Source organism: Aeromonas sp. ASNIH7, assembly GCF_002903485.1.
GTDB classification, from domain to species: domain Bacteria; phylum Pseudomonadota; class Gammaproteobacteria; order Enterobacterales; family Aeromonadaceae; genus Aeromonas; species Aeromonas caviae.
Genome location: NZ_CP026226.1, coordinates 699,830 through 714,438, shown reverse-complemented (window position 1 = coordinate 714,438; position 14,609 = coordinate 699,830). Strand labels below are relative to the sequence as shown.

At 59.9% G+C, this 14,609-nt stretch carries 13 protein-coding genes, 3 tRNA genes and 1 riboswitch; of the genes, 9 read left to right on the top strand and 7 right to left on the bottom strand.

Annotation, left to right across the window (positions count from 1 at the left end; genetic code table 11):
* Positions 1–27: 27 nt before the first annotated feature.
* Entirely contained in the window at positions 28–864 is an 837-nt protein-coding gene (purU, locus tag C2U47_RS03165; RefSeq protein ID WP_029313992.1) for a formyltetrahydrofolate deformylase, read from the bottom strand.
* Positions 865–1,073: 209 nt separating this feature from the next.
* Positions 1,074–1,231, top strand: a riboswitch (FMN riboswitch).
* 104 nt (positions 1,232–1,335) lie between these two features.
* On the opposite strand from purU, the gene ribB reads away from it, so the two are divergent.
* The gene (ribB, locus tag C2U47_RS03160; RefSeq protein WP_010673523.1) at positions 1,336–1,989 is read left to right on the top strand and encodes a 3,4-dihydroxy-2-butanone-4-phosphate synthase; all 654 of its coding nucleotides are present in this window, start codon (positions 1,336–1,338) and stop codon (positions 1,987–1,989) included.
* A 225-nt stretch (positions 1,990–2,214) separates the two neighbouring features.
* Positions 2,215–2,457 (top strand): Lpp/OprI family alanine-zipper lipoprotein, encoded by a 243-nt coding sequence (locus C2U47_RS03155; protein ID WP_010634682.1) that lies wholly within the window; start codon positions 2,215–2,217, stop codon positions 2,455–2,457.
* 140 nt (positions 2,458–2,597) lie between these two features.
* Here C2U47_RS03155 and C2U47_RS03150 read toward each other — a convergent pair whose 3' ends face one another.
* Together C2U47_RS03150 and C2U47_RS03145 are read right to left on the bottom strand one after the other, a co-directional pair.
* Positions 2,598–3,446: a tetratricopeptide repeat protein gene (locus tag C2U47_RS03150; RefSeq protein WP_069785441.1), complete on the bottom strand. Its 849-nt coding sequence runs from the start codon at positions 3,444–3,446 to the stop codon at positions 2,598–2,600.
* Positions 3,443–4,165 (bottom strand): 4'-phosphopantetheinyl transferase family protein, encoded by a 723-nt coding sequence (locus tag C2U47_RS03145; protein WP_029313995.1) that lies wholly within the window; start codon positions 4,163–4,165, stop codon positions 3,443–3,445. Before C2U47_RS03145 ends, C2U47_RS03150 begins: the two co-directional genes overlap by 4 nt.
* Positions 4,166–4,441: 276 nt before the next feature.
* Between C2U47_RS03145 and C2U47_RS03140 the strand changes: the two genes are divergently transcribed.
* From C2U47_RS03140 to C2U47_RS03125, 3 genes are all read left to right on the top strand, one after another.
* Positions 4,442–4,930: a C40 family peptidase gene (locus C2U47_RS03140; RefSeq protein ID WP_010673526.1), complete on the top strand. Its 489-nt coding sequence runs from the start codon at positions 4,442–4,444 to the stop codon at positions 4,928–4,930.
* Positions 4,931–5,081: 151 nt separating this feature from the next.
* The gene (gene rlmF / locus C2U47_RS03135) at positions 5,082–6,029 is read left to right on the top strand and encodes a 23S rRNA (adenine(1618)-N(6))-methyltransferase RlmF (RefSeq protein WP_029313997.1); all 948 of its coding nucleotides are present in this window, start codon (positions 5,082–5,084) and stop codon (positions 6,027–6,029) included.
* A 235-nt stretch (positions 6,030–6,264) separates the two neighbouring features.
* Positions 6,265–6,990, top strand: a complete 726-nt coding sequence (locus C2U47_RS03125; RefSeq protein ID WP_010673529.1) for a MaoC family dehydratase — start codon at positions 6,265–6,267, stop codon at positions 6,988–6,990.
* A gap of 63 nt (positions 6,991–7,053) precedes the next feature.
* Here C2U47_RS03125 and C2U47_RS03120 read toward each other — a convergent pair whose 3' ends face one another.
* Both C2U47_RS03120 and C2U47_RS03115 read right to left on the bottom strand, forming a co-directional pair.
* Complete coding sequence (locus C2U47_RS03120) at positions 7,054–8,046, bottom strand: DUF481 domain-containing protein (RefSeq protein ID WP_029313999.1); 993 nt, start codon at positions 8,044–8,046, stop codon at positions 7,054–7,056.
* Positions 8,047–8,059: 13 nt separating this feature from the next.
* Positions 8,060–8,977, bottom strand: coding sequence for a L,D-transpeptidase family protein (locus C2U47_RS03115; RefSeq protein ID WP_049636696.1), 918 nt, complete (start codon positions 8,975–8,977; stop codon positions 8,060–8,062).
* A gap of 340 nt (positions 8,978–9,317) precedes the next feature.
* On the opposite strand from C2U47_RS03115, the gene C2U47_RS03110 reads away from it, so the two are divergent.
* Positions 9,318–9,407 (top strand) — tRNA-Ser (locus C2U47_RS03110).
* A 380-nt stretch (positions 9,408–9,787) separates the two neighbouring features.
* Here C2U47_RS03110 and C2U47_RS03105 read toward each other — a convergent pair.
* Positions 9,788–13,225 (bottom strand): hybrid sensor histidine kinase/response regulator, encoded by a 3,438-nt coding sequence (locus C2U47_RS03105; protein WP_010673541.1) that lies wholly within the window; start codon positions 13,223–13,225, stop codon positions 9,788–9,790.
* Positions 13,226–13,474: 249 nt separating this feature from the next.
* Here C2U47_RS03105 and C2U47_RS03100 point away from each other — a divergent pair.
* Positions 13,475–13,550 (top strand) — tRNA-Gly (locus C2U47_RS03100).
* Between the two features lie 55 nt (positions 13,551–13,605).
* Positions 13,606–13,679: transfer RNA gene (locus C2U47_RS03095), tRNA-Cys, on the top strand.
* 63 nt (positions 13,680–13,742) lie between these two features.
* On the opposite strand, the gene C2U47_RS03090 is transcribed toward C2U47_RS03095, so the two are convergent.
* Entirely contained in the window at positions 13,743–14,030 is a 288-nt protein-coding gene (locus C2U47_RS03090) for a hypothetical protein (protein ID WP_010673542.1), read from the bottom strand.
* Positions 14,031–14,244: 214 nt separating this feature from the next.
* On the opposite strand from C2U47_RS03090, the gene C2U47_RS03085 reads away from it, so the two are divergent.
* Positions 14,245–14,445, top strand: a complete 201-nt coding sequence (locus C2U47_RS03085; protein ID WP_010673543.1) for a YbfA family protein — start codon at positions 14,245–14,247, stop codon at positions 14,443–14,445.
* The last annotated feature ends 164 nt before the right edge of the window (positions 14,446–14,609 follow it).

Sequence of the window (14,609 nt, the reverse complement as noted above, 5' to 3'; positions counted from 1 at the left end):
CCTTTTTTCTGGGGTGCGCGCAGCCGCTTATTTGAACACGACGGTCTTGTTGCCGTAGACGAAGACCCGCTCGTTCAGCACCAGTTCCAGCGCCCGGCTCAGCACGGATTTCTCCACGTCGCGTCCGGCCTTGGCCATGTCATCGGCACTGAAGGTGTGATCAACGTGGATCACGTCCTGCTCGACGATGGGGCCTTCATCCAGATCGTCGGTGACGAAGTGGGCGGTGGCACCAATCAGCTTGACCCCGCGGTCGAAGGCCTGACGATAGGGGCGGGCACCGATGAAGGCTGGCAGGAAGGAGTGGTGGATATTGATGATCTTGCGCGGATAGGCTTCCACGAAGCTTGGGGTCAGCACACGCATGTATTTGGCCAGGATGACGTAATCCGGCTGGTAGCCATCGATGAGCGTGCGCACTTGCTCCTCATGCTCGGTGCGGCTGAGATCCTCGTGGCTCACGCAGTGGAAGGGGATGTCGAACTTGCCGGTCAGCTCGGCGAGGGTGTCGTAGTTGCCGATGACCGCGACGATGTCCATGTCCAGGGCGCCGGCATAGTTCTTCATCAGGATGTCGCCGAGGCAGTGGGTCTCCTTGGTCACCAGGATGACGATGCGCTTCTTGCCCGCCTTGACGAGACGACGCTGGGCGCCGGCAGGCAGGGCATCATCGAGGTCGGCCAGCAGGGTCTCGTCGTTGAAGCGCCCTTCCAGCTCGGTGCGCATGAAGAAGCGGCCGTTTTCGTGATCCACGAACTCGTCGTTCTTGTTGATGTTGAGCTGGTGCTTGTAGCAGATGTTGGTGATCTTGGCGATGAGACCCTTGGCATCGGGGCAATCGGTCAGCAGTATTTTCTTTTCCATCTCTGTCATGATTCCGTTTGTGATGTTGGCACCCGGTCTGCGCGGGCGCGCGCGTTTTTGCTGGCACTATGCCACAAACGAATTCAGAAAGGACAGCGCGCCGTGTATCGGGTGGTGCTCGCGCGAAAATTGCAGTGCAGCCAGCACCCGGTTTGTCTTTGATGGGTTTTTGGCTGGCATCCTGCGTCTTTTTTCTTTAGGCTGTCTGCGCTTATTCTCAGGGCGGGGCGAAATTCCCCACCGGCGGTATCCCGATGTGACTCGGGGAGCCCGCGAGCGCCCGACCCGGCATTCATCCGGGACGGGGTCAGCAGATCCGGTGAGATGCCGGAGCCGACGGTCATAGTCCGGATGAAAGAGGATAAGACAGATATTGCTGGCCAGACCCTGACGGGTTGGCCGCCGCATGGCTACTTCTGTCTGCCTTTCCATGCCCTGATTCTGGTCCTTGTCTTTCTTAGGAGTCTTACCATGAATCAGTCTCTACTCAGTGAATTCGGTGATCCCATTGCTCGCGTCGAAGCCGCGCTGGCCGCCCTGCGTGCCGGTCAGGGTGTGCTGGTGGCCGATGATGAAGATCGCGAGAACGAAGGCGATCTCATCTTTGCCGCAGAAACCATGACCAACGAGCAGATGGCCATGATGATCCGCGAGTGCTCCGGCATCGTCTGCCTCTGTCTGACCGACGAGCGGGTTCGCCAGCTCGAGCTGCCGATGATGGTGGAGGCCAACTCCAGCCACTATCAGACTGCCTTCACCGTGACCATCGAAGCGGCGCAGGGGGTGACCACCGGGGTGTCCGCCGCCGATCGCATCACCACCATCCGCGCGGCCATCGCCGACGGAGCCCGGCCCTCCGATCTGCATCGACCCGGCCATGTCTTCCCGCTGCGCGCCCGCACGGGTGGGGTGCTGACCCGCCGTGGTCACACCGAAGCGACCGTCGATCTGATGCAGCTCGCCGGGCTCAAACCTTACGGAGTATTGTGCGAGTTGACCAAGGAAGATGGCTCCATGGCCAGGTTGCCGGACCTGGTGGCCTTCGGTCGCCAGCACCGGATGCCGGTCCTGACCATCGAAGATTTGGTGCAATATCGTCAATTGCTGTCAGAACGTTCAGCCTGAGCCTCATACGAAATTGTAATAAGCCCAAATTTTGGTTACGCTTTGTGCGAACCTCATCGAAGGACACTCATTTTTGCTTAAAGTTTGTACGGAAAGTGTGCAACTAAAAAAAAATGAGGGTTTTAACGCATTTATCTGTGATGAGGCCTATCCAAACTATGATTTTTTTGTGCCATAATCACGCCGCTTGCTAAACGTCTGGCGAGTTAAAGGGAGCTTTTAAAAATGAAAAAAATGTTGTTGGTAGGTGTTGTTGGTCTGTCCGCTCTGCTGGGCGGTTGTGCAAACACCAGCGAACTGGAAACTTCCGTTCAGAATCTGTCTAACAAAGTTGACCAACTGGCTCAAGATGTTAGCGCTGTTCGTGCTGATCAGTCCAAGATCGCTGCTGATGTTGCAGAAGCCAAGCAAGAAGCTATGCGTGCTAACCAGCGCATCGACAACATGGCTACTTCCTACAAGAAGTAATCCATGCGAAAAAATGGCGCATTTCAATGCGCCATTTTTTTTTGCCTGAAATTCATCAAATTACCGCGTTTCCCCGCTGAAACCCGCCTGACAAGGCAATGCCGACGAATCGGCATCCCCTCTTCTGATTTTCCTGTCGCTCAATAGAGCAGGCTGTAGAGCTTGCGACGATAACTCTGCGCCGCCGGGTGCGCGCCCATGGTTGCCAGCACATCGAGATAGATCTTCTTGGCATCGCCAAAGGCGAGATCACGTTTGAGGATGGTGAACAACAGAGCCAACGCCTCCTCTTGTCTACCAACCTGGCTGTAGAGCACCGCCAGCTCCTGGGCGAGGGCATGGTCATCAGGCTGTTCAGCGTGGCGCAGCTCCAGGGCGCGCAGCTCAGGACTGTCGCTGGCCTGCAGCGCCAGCGAGAGGCGGGAGCTCAGGGTCTGGTAATGGTCATCCTGTGCCACCATGGGGATGGTCGAAAGCAGGCTCTGCGCCTCGTCAAGGAGATTGAGATCCAGCGTGGCCTGTATCAGCCAGAGCGTGATGTCGTGACGCTCGGGGGCGAGGCGATGGGCCTGGCCAAGATGGGTGTGCGCCACATCGGCTTGCCCGTTCTCCAGCGCCTGCTTTGCCTGATCGAGCAGCAACTCCTCCTCTTTGGGGGCAAAGGCGGCGAAATACTGGCGCAATGTGGCTTCATCCTGCGGCCCTTCCAAAAAGGCCTGTTCATCCGGGCGCCCCTGATGGAACAGCACCAGCGCGGGCAGTGCGCGCAGGGCAAGCTGGCTGGCCAGAGGCTGCAACTGGGGGTCGTTCATGTCGACTTTGGCAAGGGTCACCGCCGCATTGGCCGGGCCGACCAGCGCTTCCACTTGCGGGGTCATGGCTTGGCACTCCGGCATTTGGGGGGCGTGGAAATAGATGACGACCGGCTTTTTCATGGACGCATCGAGCAATTCTGCGTGGAAGTTCTGGGGAGTGATGTCGACGATCATGAGGCTGACTCTCGAAAAATGGTGTGGATCAACATGGGGTCCAGCGGGGTGGAATTCAAGCGCGTATCCAGCAGATGGGCATCGACCCGGCGGGTCGGGGCAGCCAGGCTGAGCCATCCGCTGCCCGCGGGCCAGTCACGGATTTCATAGTGGCGATTGTCGAGGTGATTATTGAGCTGCCATGCCTGCTCCGGAAGGAAGCTGATCTTGTCGAGCCCGGCGGAAATACCATCGCCATGGGCCTTGAGCACAGCTTCCTTGCGAGACCATAGCCGATAGAAGGCCGAATGTTGCTCCTCTCGAGGCTGGGTGTTCAACCATTGGTATTCGCTTGGCGCATAGAAGCGTTTGGCCAGCGGCAGTATGGGGCGGTGACGCAATCCCATCTCGATGTCCACCCCAAGGGGGCCCTCCTCACAGAGGGCGATCACCAGCCATTCTCCGCTGTGGCTGAGGTTGAACTGCCAGCGATGACTGAGCAGTGTCGGTTTGCCATGCGCACCGATGCCAAAAGTCAGGGCATCGGCCCGGCAATGGAGTCGCTCGGCCAGCAGGCGGCGCAGCAGCACCCGGCCGAGCAGGTACTCATGCTGGCGACCCGCCTGGTGGATCTCGTGCCAGTGACGGCGTTCATCCGGGGCGAGTTCGGATGCCAGCCTGATCATCAGGTCTGCATCAACGCTTGCCGTATTTAACAAATAGAGATCCGCAGATAGCATAATATTTCACTTAAAAATGGGGGTGAAATAGCGATAACAGTCCGTTTGATGCGCTCAAAACCGATGCTTTCAAGATTGTATATTGTTTGGGCATGATCACATAAATTGCGCTAAACAGAGCATTTCCTTGCAAAAATGTGAGGTCGATTGGGATTTTCGCTTGCCTCGATAGAATTCTTGGATATAGTCGGGTGCTGTTGCCTTATAAATTGCCCTTTCGGGCTGCATTTTAACAAGTTTCACTCTTTTTGCGGGGATAAAGGATTGCGCCACCTGATGCTACTGCTGGTCGCGCTCGGAATGGTAGGTTGTGCTTCGGCACCCCAACCCGAGGTCGCGAGCAAGATCGAGGTTTCCATGATGGAACCCGTGATTGAACCCGAAGTTTCGCCTACCCCGGATGTCAACGAAATCCTGACCGTATACAAAGAGTGGCGTGGTACCCCCTATCGTTATGGCGGTACCACAGAACGAGGTATCGATTGCTCGGCGTTTACCCGTGAAGTGTTCCGCAATGCCATCGGCATCGAATTGCCCCGCGATACCCGCTCCCAGGTCCACGAAGGCTCTCGCGTCTCCAAGCAGGATCTGGTCGAGGGGGACCTGGTCTTCTTCAAGATCAACCCGCGTCTGAACCATGTCGGCATCTATGTCGGCAACGGTGAATTCATCCATGTCTCCTTCCGTGCCGGCGTCACGCGCTCCAAGCTCGACAATGTGTATTGGCGCAACAAGTTCTGGCAGGCACGCCGGATCGATATCTGAGTCAGGCTGGACAAACGGCTCGCAGTACGGACTGTTTTTCCAACCTCACTTGAACCGGACCCTCAGGGTCCGGTTTTTTTATGGCCCTCTTTTAGACTTTCCCTGGCCGACTCTCTATAGTGTGGCCCCCTTGATCCTCGGCAGGTCCAGCATGACACCCCAGCAGAAAACCGGATTGCACCCGCGCAATCGCCATCAGGCCCCCTACGACTTCGACGCGCTCTGCCTGCGTACCCCGGCGCTGTCGCCTTTCGTGTTCGTCAACGAGCACGGCACCCGGACCCTGGATTTCGCCGATCCGGCCGCCGTCAAGGCGCTCAACCGGGCGCTGCTGGCGCTGCACTATGGCATCGAACACTGGGATCTGCCGCCTGGCTACCTCTGCCCGCCCATCCCGGGGCGGGTCGATTATCTGCACCGCGTCGCGGATCTGCTGGCGGAGAGCGCGGGATGCGTACCGACGGGCAAGCAGGTTCGAGTGCTGGATGTCGGTGTCGGGGCCAACTGCATCTATCCCTTGCTGGGCGCCCGGGAGTATGGCTGGCGCTTCGTGGGCTCAGACATCGATCCTGTGTCGGTGAAGGCGGCAACCCTGCTGGCCACCAGCAATGGATTGGGCAACCAGATCACATGCCGTCATCAGGGTAACCCCAAGCATGTCTTTCGCGGGATCCTGGGGCCGAAGGAGCACTTTGCCCTGACTCTGTGCAACCCGCCGTTTCATGCTTCTCTGGCGGAAGCGAGCAAGGGGACGGAGCGCAAGCTGCGCAACCTGGGCAAGGGCCAGGCAGTGGCCGGGGCGCCCGTGCTCAATTTCGGCGGTCAGAAGGCTGAGCTCTGGTGCGAGGGGGGCGAGGCGGCGTTTCTGGCGGCCATGATAGAGCAGAGCAAGGAGTTTGCCAGCCAATGCCTCTGGTTCAGCTCGCTGGTGTCGAAAAAGGAAAATCTGCCTGCCGCACGAAAGGCGCTGGCTCGGGTGGGGGCGCGGGAGGTTCGCGTGCTCGACATGGCGCAAGGCAACAAGGTGAGCCGGATCCTCGCCTGGAGTTTCCTGGACGATGAGCAGCGCAAGAGCTGGTGGACCGCCCAGGGGAGATGATCGAGGACGGGGCTCAGTGGCGACACGGGCCCCGTCTCTTTTTCAGCTCAGATGTTGATTCGTTTGCAGCCTTACATTCAATCGTTTTCCTGCCCGTGTTTGCTCGCATGTTAGTGACCACTTCGCGCCTGGTACAGGTGTACGCCGAGATTTTTTTGTACTTGCTGATGAAACTTTCATAAAATAGGACTGGTTAGACCTCTTTACAGGCTTTGAATCGAATAGGGATCGGTAAATGAAAGTTGTCGATTTTCTGAAGCACAAGCGCGAAATTCTGGCGCAACACCCCTTTGAGCTCAAGGATTGGCTCTCTCCGGCGATCCGCGACTACTGGCGTGAGTTTCAGCAAAAGGCACACCTTCACCCCTTGCTGGGAAGAGTGCTGGATCTGCAGGGGGAGTCCCAGGATGCCCGCCAGCAAGAGGCTGCCAGAGTCACCCAGGTAGCGAATGGCCAGCCTGCCCTGGCGCAGGATCCCGTGGTGGAGCTCGAAGGCGAAGCGGCGGCACTCTATGCCGAGTTGCAGACCCGCATCGGTGAAGAGACCCATGTGGGCGAGTGGTTGCAGGTCACCCAGGCGTTGATCAACCAGTTCGCGACCGTGACCGGCGATCATCAGTGGATCCACACCGATCCCGAGCGTGCGGCAGCCGAGTCTCCTTTCAAGACCACCATTGCCCACGGCTTCCTGACTCTGGCCCTGCTGCCCCAGTTGACCGGTTCGGTGGACGAGAGCACGCCGGAGTTCCCGACAGCTCGCATGGTGGTGAATTTCGGCCTGGAGCAGGTCCGCTTCCCTTACCCCATCAAGGTGGACAGCAATATCCGCGCCCGTACCAAGCTGTCGCGTGTCACGCCCATCAAGGGAGGCATCGAGCTCCTCAAGGAGATCAAGATAGAGATCGAGGGGATCCGTCGCCCTGGCTGCGTCATCGAGTCGGTCACCCGGATCTATTTCTGACGCGCTCGTCTTGCACCCATGAACACAGGCCCACTTTGGTGGGCCTGTGTCGTTTCTGGCGGGTCAGAAACTCGCTCCCAGGGTGATGAGGTGACGCCACTCTTTCTCGCTCACATCCCTGTGCAGGCCGTGGTAGTCGAGCCAGGCATCGTCCCAATCCAGTTCGCTTGACCAGGAGAGGCGCAGGTGATCGTTGAAATAGTACCTGAGGCCCAGGCTACCGCTGACGGACTGCTTTCTGGTCAGGTAGGGGGAGGGTTGATCGACGAATTTTTCATAACTGCCCTTGCCAAACAGCTCGAACTTCTCTTCCCAGAGTGCCAAGGGCTGCCGGTAGTCCCACCCCAGGCTGACGTAGGGGTAATTGATGATCCTGTCGTCAAACAGGTCTGAGTTGCTCCACACCTCCGGCCTGAAATAGGCACGTTCCAGACCGAGCTGGGTAATGAGCTCCAGCCGGCGTTGCCTGTCATTCCAGAAGCGGTAGCCGGGGCCGGAAGCACAGTCAATCTCCAGATAACCGGCATCGATCATGTTGTAATCGATGTCGACGGAAGATCGCAGGAACCAGTGATCGTCGAAGAAGAAGTCGAGCTTGGGTTTGAGCTTGTATTCGTGGCTGTCGGTGATGTTGTTCGCCGTTTCGTAGATGTACTCGCCATCCAGGCTGTAACGCCAGTCCAGATTGGCAAACTCGGTGGAGACCTTGAGATTGACGTTGTTGGTCTTCTTGGTGTTCTCCTTGAGCTTGATGTTGAGATCCCCGTTCCCTGTCAGCAGCCAGGCATTGGCCTCGTCAGGAGAGTCCAGCAGGGGGATCCCCGTCTTGGTAAGCGGCTTGGGTTTCTCCTGCTTGTCCAGACGCCATCGTTTGATGGCGTGGCGCGGGACCGTCATGGCCTGACTGTAGGCGGGCTTGATGCGGATCTGCTCGTCCGTGATCTCCTCTATGGTCCCGCTCACTCGATCGCCGTTGCGCATCCAGAGGATGTCCGCCATCGCCGCGGAGCCAGGCAGCAGAAGCAACAGGCAAACCACATGACCCGTTCTGTTCATGTTGGTCAGGCCTTCAGCCGCTCACGGGCTTGGGCAGCCCGCTCTTGTGCTCGAGCAGGGCGGTCACCCGGGCACTGTCGATGTCGGGGGCAGCGATGAACTGCTCGGCTTCGGGGGAGAGCACCAGCGGCGCCCCCTGTGCCATCTCCGCTTCGGTGCGGGAGAGGGGAGAGTGTACCTCCAGCCAGCGACGACCGTCGGGTTCCACCGCCATCTTGACCGGCTGGTTGATGACACGGACCGGGGTGCCGACGGGAACAAGACCAAACAGGGTTTCGATGTCATCCGGGCGCAGCCGGATACAACCCGCGCTGACTCGCAGACCGACCCCGAAATCCTTGTTGGTGCCGTGGATGAGGTAGTCCTTGTTGCCATAGCCAAGACGCATGGCGAACTTGCCGAGGGGGTTGTCGGGGCCAGGGGGGACCACGGCGGGCAGATCGATCCCCTTCTGCTCCAGCCAGGACTTGCGGACCATGGGGCCGGGCACCCAGGTCGGGTTGGGATTTTTCGCGATGACGGTGGTGGTCATCTCCGGCGTCTCGCGGCCGATGTCACCGATCCCGATGGGCAGCACCATCACCTCCTGCTTGCCCTTGGGGAAGTAGTAGAGGCGAAGTTCAGGCAGGTTGATGACGATGCCTTCTCGCGGCACGTCGGGCAGCAGCATCTGGGTCGGCAGAGTGAGCCGGGTGCCCGGGGTGGGCAGATAGGGGTCTACGCCGGGATTGGCTTCGAGCAGTGCCAGAAAGCCTGTCCGGGTATGCTTGCCGACCAGTTCCAGATGATCGCCAGGTTGTACGATGTAATCTTCCAGGGCGCCGATGAGACGGCTGTCCGCTGGCGGCAGGGGATAGGTGTTGGACCAGACAGGTGCGGCCCAGAGGCTGGCGGCGGCCAGCAACAGTGAGACGATACGAGTGTTGAGCATGGTTGTTCCTATCGGCTGGGGCGAGGGACGGGTTCCCTTCCAAAAAATGAGCAGAGATTGTCAACGAATCCCGCGGGGATTACCAGTCCGGCACCATGACTGCCGGGAGGGCGGTGGCGAGAGCGTCACCGGGTGTCACCGACCCATCAGGCTCGCCGTATTCACCCGCCCGGAACCGGGTACAGGGTGGAGACAGTGAGCGAGGAGGCGCTGCAGGGTGAACGTCACTAGTGTTGTGAGGGGCGGGATCGCCGGATGGCGGTTTTATCGCCAGTCGTCTGATCTGCAACGAGATTTACATTGATTTCCCGGCTAGGGTTGGGTCAATATGAGTGCCCGTGGAGAGATGCCGGAGTGGCCGAACGGGATTGACTCGAAATCAATTGTGGCAGCAATGCCACCCAGGGTTCGAATCCCTGTCTCTCCGCCATTTATTCCCCTCAAGCCCGCGCCCGTCGCGGGTTTGTCATTTCTACTGTCCATCCCCCGCCTCAGCCATCTCCCAATGTCTTTTCCGATTTGGGGCCTGTGGTCACGGGGTCGCGAAGTCTCACCCCATTCTCTCGAATGTCTATTCACCTGATTAGCCACTTGCCGGCCCAGACAGGTCTCCCGGGGTCATCACCAACATGGTGATGGGGCATGGGCCCGCACCTGCAGGGTCATCTGGCCGACCCCGCGAGCTCAGCCATCGCGATCCCCCTGATAGGCGCAGAAAGCCTGCGAGTCGATGTGTCCAGAGTTGGCTATTGGTGCTTGGTTTTCTATCCCGCAGCCATCATCAGAGCAACGTGGCTGCGGGTTGGAGACTCATGCCTTGCGGCTGGCGAGCTGGCGAAGGCGCTGGGTGCTCTGGTGCAGACTCTGGTGCTGCACCTCGTTCAGGGCGCAGTGCTTGAGCACGTACTCGGCGCTGGCCACCACCGTCTTCCAGCGCGGTGCCTTGGGCAGGGTGTCGAGGTTCAGGTACTTGTCGAGGGTGCGGGTCTGGGGACTGGAGCGGTCCATGTAGACCCGCCACAGCTTGCTCTTCTCCGCCAGCACTATCTTGCCCTTGCCGGTGCTCTGCTGCCAGGTCTCCAGGGTGAGACGCATGGTGTCCACCAGGGCGCGGCGCAGAGGTTCGTCATCCTGCTGGCGAATGAGATCGTCCGCCAGCGACCTGAACTCCCCTCCCAGCCGGCTCAGTTCCCCCAGCAACTGGCCATCCTCGATGATGGCCTGGCGAGAGAGGCTCTTGAGGGCGTTCTCCAGTGCAGCCATGCGATTGTCGTCCTGGCGCGGTTCGGTGCCAAGGGTCAGCGCATAGGCGTGCTGCCCCCCCAGGTTGATGGGCAGGGCGCGGGCGTTGAGGGTGTCTCGCTGGCCCGCCACCAGGAAGTCCAGCTCCCGCTCCGGCTGCGCGGTCATGTCGGGCCACTGGCTTGCCAGCGGGGCGGCCAGCCACTCGTCCAGCATCTGCCCCTCCATGGCTTCCGGCTCCTGACCCAGCAGGCGCGCCAGGGCCCGGGAGGCAAACAGCACCCCTCCTTGCTCATCGAGGAAGACCATGGGGTCGGCCCCCTCGCCAAGCAGGGCGAGGAGCCGCTCCTGATCCTGGTGCAGTTGCTCCTGGAGCAGCAGACGGTGCTCTATCTCCTGTTTGAGCAGGCGGTTCTCCACCAGGGAGGCGCGCCCGGCGCTGGCCTCCAGCAGGGCCCTCACCCGGGCGAACAGCTCCTCCTTGCAGAAGGGCTTCACCAGATAGTCGTTGGCTCCGGCGTTGAAACCCTCTTCAATCTCCTTGGGCTGGTTGAGGGCGGTGAGCAGCAGCACCGGCAGCTTCTCCTTGGGGTGCTGCTGGCGCAGACGGCGGCAGACGTCGAAGCCCGAGAGGGTGGGCATCATCACGTCAAGCAGGATGAGATCCACCGGCTCCTGAGCCAGCTTGGTCAGGGCGTCGTGGCCGTCGCTGCTGGGCAGGATGCGATAACCGCAGGGCTGCAGCAGGTGGCGCAGTATGTGCAAATTGATGGGCTCGTCGTCCACCACCAGGATGACGGGGGCATCTTGCGGCGGGGGCGGCAGATCCTCGCTCTCCCAGTCCGGCAGGATGACGGGCTGCTGGCGCACCAGCTGGTGCTCTATCTGGCGGCTGTCGAGGGTCAGACTGCCCGCCTTGCCGCTGGCCAGCGGCAGGGTGAAGGCGAAGGTGGAGCCGACGCTCGGCTCGCTCTCCACGAACAGCTCCCCCCCCATCAGGTGCACCAGCTGGCGGGTGATGGAGAGACCGAGGCCCGCTCCCTGCTTGCTCACTTCCGGGCTCATCTGCACCAGGGGCTCGAAGATGTGCTCCAGATGGTCCCTGGCGATGCCGATGCCGGTGTCGGTCACCTTGATGCGCAGGAAGTTGCCCTCCACCAGGGCGCTCAGCACCACCTTGCCCTGGGGGGTGTACTTGATGGCGTTGCCCACCAGGTTGTAGAGCACCTGCTCGAGGCGCTGCTCGTCCGCCAGCACAGGGGGCAGCTCGGCGGGGCTCTTGTCCACCAGGGTGAGGGGCTTGGCTTGTACCAGGTGCTGACAGAGATCCAGCACCAGCCGGATGACCCCCTTGGAGGAGACCGGCTGGGGGTGGATCTCCAGCTGGCCGTAGCGCATCTGGTGGTAGTCGAGCAAGTCGTCCACGAGGCGCGCCAGGCCGTCGGCGCTCTTGATGATGAGGCCGAGCTGTTTCTGCTGCCCTTCGGTCAGGTCCTGCTGGCTGGCGAGCATGGACTCGGCCATCCCCTTGATGCCGTGGATGGGGGTGCGCAGCTCGTGGGAGGTGTTGGCCAGGAGTTCGTCTTTGAGCTTGTCCGCCTGTTGCAGGCTGAGGTTCTGCTTGTGGGTCAGCTTGACCTGCTGTTGCAGCTCCTGGGTCTGGCGTTCGATGAGCTCGATCTTGTCCTTCACCGAGCGCTGCATGTGGCGAAACGCCTGGGCCAGCCGGTCGATGTCATCGTCGGTGCGGGGGATGGTGATGGGGTGATCCAGGGCGCCGTCCGCCACCTGTTCGGCGGCGGCGGTGAGGGATCGCAGGGGCGCCGTGATGGAGTGGGAGAGCCAGCGGGAGAAGAGGATCAGCAGCAGCAGTGAGCCTGCCCCCAGCAGGATCACCAGGGTCTCGAGCTGGCGGATGGGGGCATAGGCCTCGCTGGTGGAGATCTCGGCGATGAAGGCCCACTCGGTATCGAACACCTTCACCTGGGTATAGGCGGCCAGCACCTCGTCATCGTGGTAGGAGAGGAAGGGGCCGACCCCCTGCTCCCCGGAGAGGGCCTTGATGATGAGGGGGGTCTGCAGCGGTCGGAAGTCGGGGCTGAAGCTGTTCTCCACGCTGAATTCGGGGGCGAGCCAGGCGTTGGCGCGCATCCGCTTGTCCGGGCCGATGAGAATGGTCTCGCCGGTTGCGCCGAGCCCCTCCCGCTCCGCCATGATCTGGTTGAGCTTGTCCGGCAGCAGCTCGAAGATGACCACGCCGCGCACATAGTCGTACTGCATCACGGGAGCGGCGAGGTAGGCGACCACCTGGCCGGTCAGCTCGTTGCGGCCAAAATCGGTGAACTCGAAGATCTGCTGGGGCTTCTGGCCGCCATCGAGGCGGCGCTTGATCTTGGCGAAGGTGTTGCCAAGACCGCTGGACTGGTAGGGGCCCGAGAGCAGGTTGGTGGCGAAGTTGGCCTGCTTGGTGACCGAGTAGACCACGTCACCGTTGAGGTCGACCAGGAAGATGTCGCTGTAGTTGGATTTGCGCACCATGTCGGCGTAGCCGCGATGGAAGCGCTGGTGGACGCGGCCATACATCTCGTCCGCCAGGATGAGGGCGCTGATGGAGGGCTCTATCTCCACCTGACTGTCAGGCTGTTGCAGCTTGTCCCAGGAGCCCGGCACATAGCGGGCCTGGGCGCGGGCGCGGGCCTCCTGCGGCGTGGTGCCGAGCTTCTCGAAGGCGCCGGTGAAACCGTAGAAGCGACCGATACTGTTGCCGGCAAAGTCCTGCTGGGAGAAGTTGATGATCTGCTCCTTGAGGTTGCCGAAGTAGTCTTGCAGCTGGTTTTTCTTGATGTTGCGCACCGAGACCAGATGGTTGGAGGTCTGGGTGGTGAGATCCTTGCCGTGGCTATAGAGGAAAAACAGGGTGACGACCAGGAAGGGCACCAGGCCCAACATGAAAAAAGCCAGCATCAGCTGCGGTCTGAGCCCCCGAGGCCTGAAGTTCCATTTCATCGCATGATTTTCAATTGAGAATCCAGTTACTAAGCGCGATGAGTTTCTGACTAAAGGCTAACTATTTCAATGGCTTTATCTTAAATTCGCTCGTCGGGTCACAGGGAGCGGGGGGATTTTCGACCAAGGCGTCTAAAGGGTGAGCAAACAGCACGAGAAAGGGCTCAAAGTGAGAAAAAAGGGTTGTGCCCGGGCTCGGGGTACGTATAATGCGCCTCGTTGTCAGGTAACTGGCACGCAAGCAGTCATGCGGGAATAGCTCAGTTGGTAGAGCACGACCTTGCCAAGGTCGGGGTCGCGAGTTCGAGTCTCGTTTCCCGCTCCAATACTCCATGGCACCAACCATGGACATCACTCTCAAGGCAATGCCTTGTCAGCATGGCGCGTTAGCAAAGCGGTTATGCAGCGGATTGCAAATCCGTTTAGTCCGGTTCGACTCCGGAACGTGCCTCCATATTCTCCCTGTTTTCCACGTCACTGACGTTGTCCATCCGCCATGGCGGCCCAGGATGATGCTTCATTGCATGTCAGTCAGCCGTGAACAACCCTCCCGTTGCCACGTCTTGTGCAGATGCTGATCCATCTCGGCCAATGCCTCGCCCCTGGATCCGGACCTCTCTTCGCCCCCCTGTTCTGCCAGTGCGGCCATCTCCTTTATCAGCAAACCGCATTGCCACAAGCTGGCGGTGGGGACCCCGTGATACGGGATGTCGATGGCATCGTCACGATTGAGCCGCCACTCCTGCCACTGGCTCCAGGCGAGCACGCCCAATGCCCCCAGCAGCGCCGCATCTGCAAGTTTCATCCTGTGTTCCCCCGTTCTGGTCCAGTCCTCGTTAACTCTGGAACAGGGGCCGCGTTTTGCCACCTTTGTTGTTTTTTAGTTAAAGAATGTAACCCGGTTTCATTTTTAGGCTTTTAGACCCATTTTTTATCAAAAAATGGCGCTGTCGGTGTAGTAATCCTACAATGATTGGCGTAATCTTTGTTCAGTGGTCTTACCAGTGAGGCGTTACATCATGTTTCATCCCTTCTCCCTGACTCAGATAATCCTTCGCCGCATCTTCGTCCTGATGGCGGGTCTGCTCGCCTTCCCGGTGATGCTGTTTCGCCGGGATCGCGCCCGTTTCTACAGCTACCTGCACCGCATCTGGAGCAAGACCAGCACCAAGCCGGTCTGGCTCAAGATGAGCGAGCGAGGGGAGCGGATCTTCTACTGATCCTCCCCGTGACGCCCGCTTCACCCGGCGCCAGACTGGCGTAACAGGCAGGGCGCACCTCCCGATATAAAAAAACCGACACCCTGGTGTCGGTTTTTTTATGGGGCTCGAACCGCCACCGGCCTTGTATCCATGGCTGGCCCACGTTGTCTCTTGTCCCGGTG

Excerpts from the sequence above, each read along its gene's own strand:
- purU (WP_029313992.1), bottom strand. The coding sequence starts at position 864 with ATGGAAAAGAAAATACTGCTGACCGATTGCCCCGATGCCAAGGGTCTC.
- ribB (WP_010673523.1), top strand. The coding sequence starts at position 1,336 with ATGAATCAGTCTCTACTCAGTGAATTCGGTGATCCCATTGCTCGCGTC.
- C2U47_RS03155 (WP_010634682.1), top strand. The coding sequence starts at position 2,215 with ATGAAAAAAATGTTGTTGGTAGGTGTTGTTGGTCTGTCCGCTCTGCTG.
- C2U47_RS03150 (WP_069785441.1), bottom strand. The coding sequence starts at position 3,446 with ATGATCGTCGACATCACTCCCCAGAACTTCCACGCAGAATTGCTCGAT.
- C2U47_RS03145 (WP_029313995.1), bottom strand. The coding sequence starts at position 4,165 with ATGCTATCTGCGGATCTCTATTTGTTAAATACGGCAAGCGTTGATGCA.
- C2U47_RS03140 (WP_010673526.1), top strand. The coding sequence starts at position 4,442 with ATGCTACTGCTGGTCGCGCTCGGAATGGTAGGTTGTGCTTCGGCACCC.
- rlmF (WP_029313997.1), top strand. The coding sequence starts at position 5,082 with ATGACACCCCAGCAGAAAACCGGATTGCACCCGCGCAATCGCCATCAG.
- C2U47_RS03125 (WP_010673529.1), top strand. The coding sequence starts at position 6,265 with ATGAAAGTTGTCGATTTTCTGAAGCACAAGCGCGAAATTCTGGCGCAA.
- C2U47_RS03120 (WP_029313999.1), bottom strand. The coding sequence starts at position 8,046 with ATGAACAGAACGGGTCATGTGGTTTGCCTGTTGCTTCTGCTGCCTGGC.
- C2U47_RS03115 (WP_049636696.1), bottom strand. The coding sequence starts at position 8,977 with ATGCTCAACACTCGTATCGTCTCACTGTTGCTGGCCGCCGCCAGCCTC.
- C2U47_RS03105 (WP_010673541.1), bottom strand. The coding sequence starts at position 13,225 with ATGAAATGGAACTTCAGGCCTCGGGGGCTCAGACCGCAGCTGATGCTG.
- C2U47_RS03090 (WP_010673542.1), bottom strand. The coding sequence starts at position 14,030 with ATGAAACTTGCAGATGCGGCGCTGCTGGGGGCATTGGGCGTGCTCGCC.
- C2U47_RS03085 (WP_010673543.1), top strand. The coding sequence starts at position 14,245 with ATGTTTCATCCCTTCTCCCTGACTCAGATAATCCTTCGCCGCATCTTC.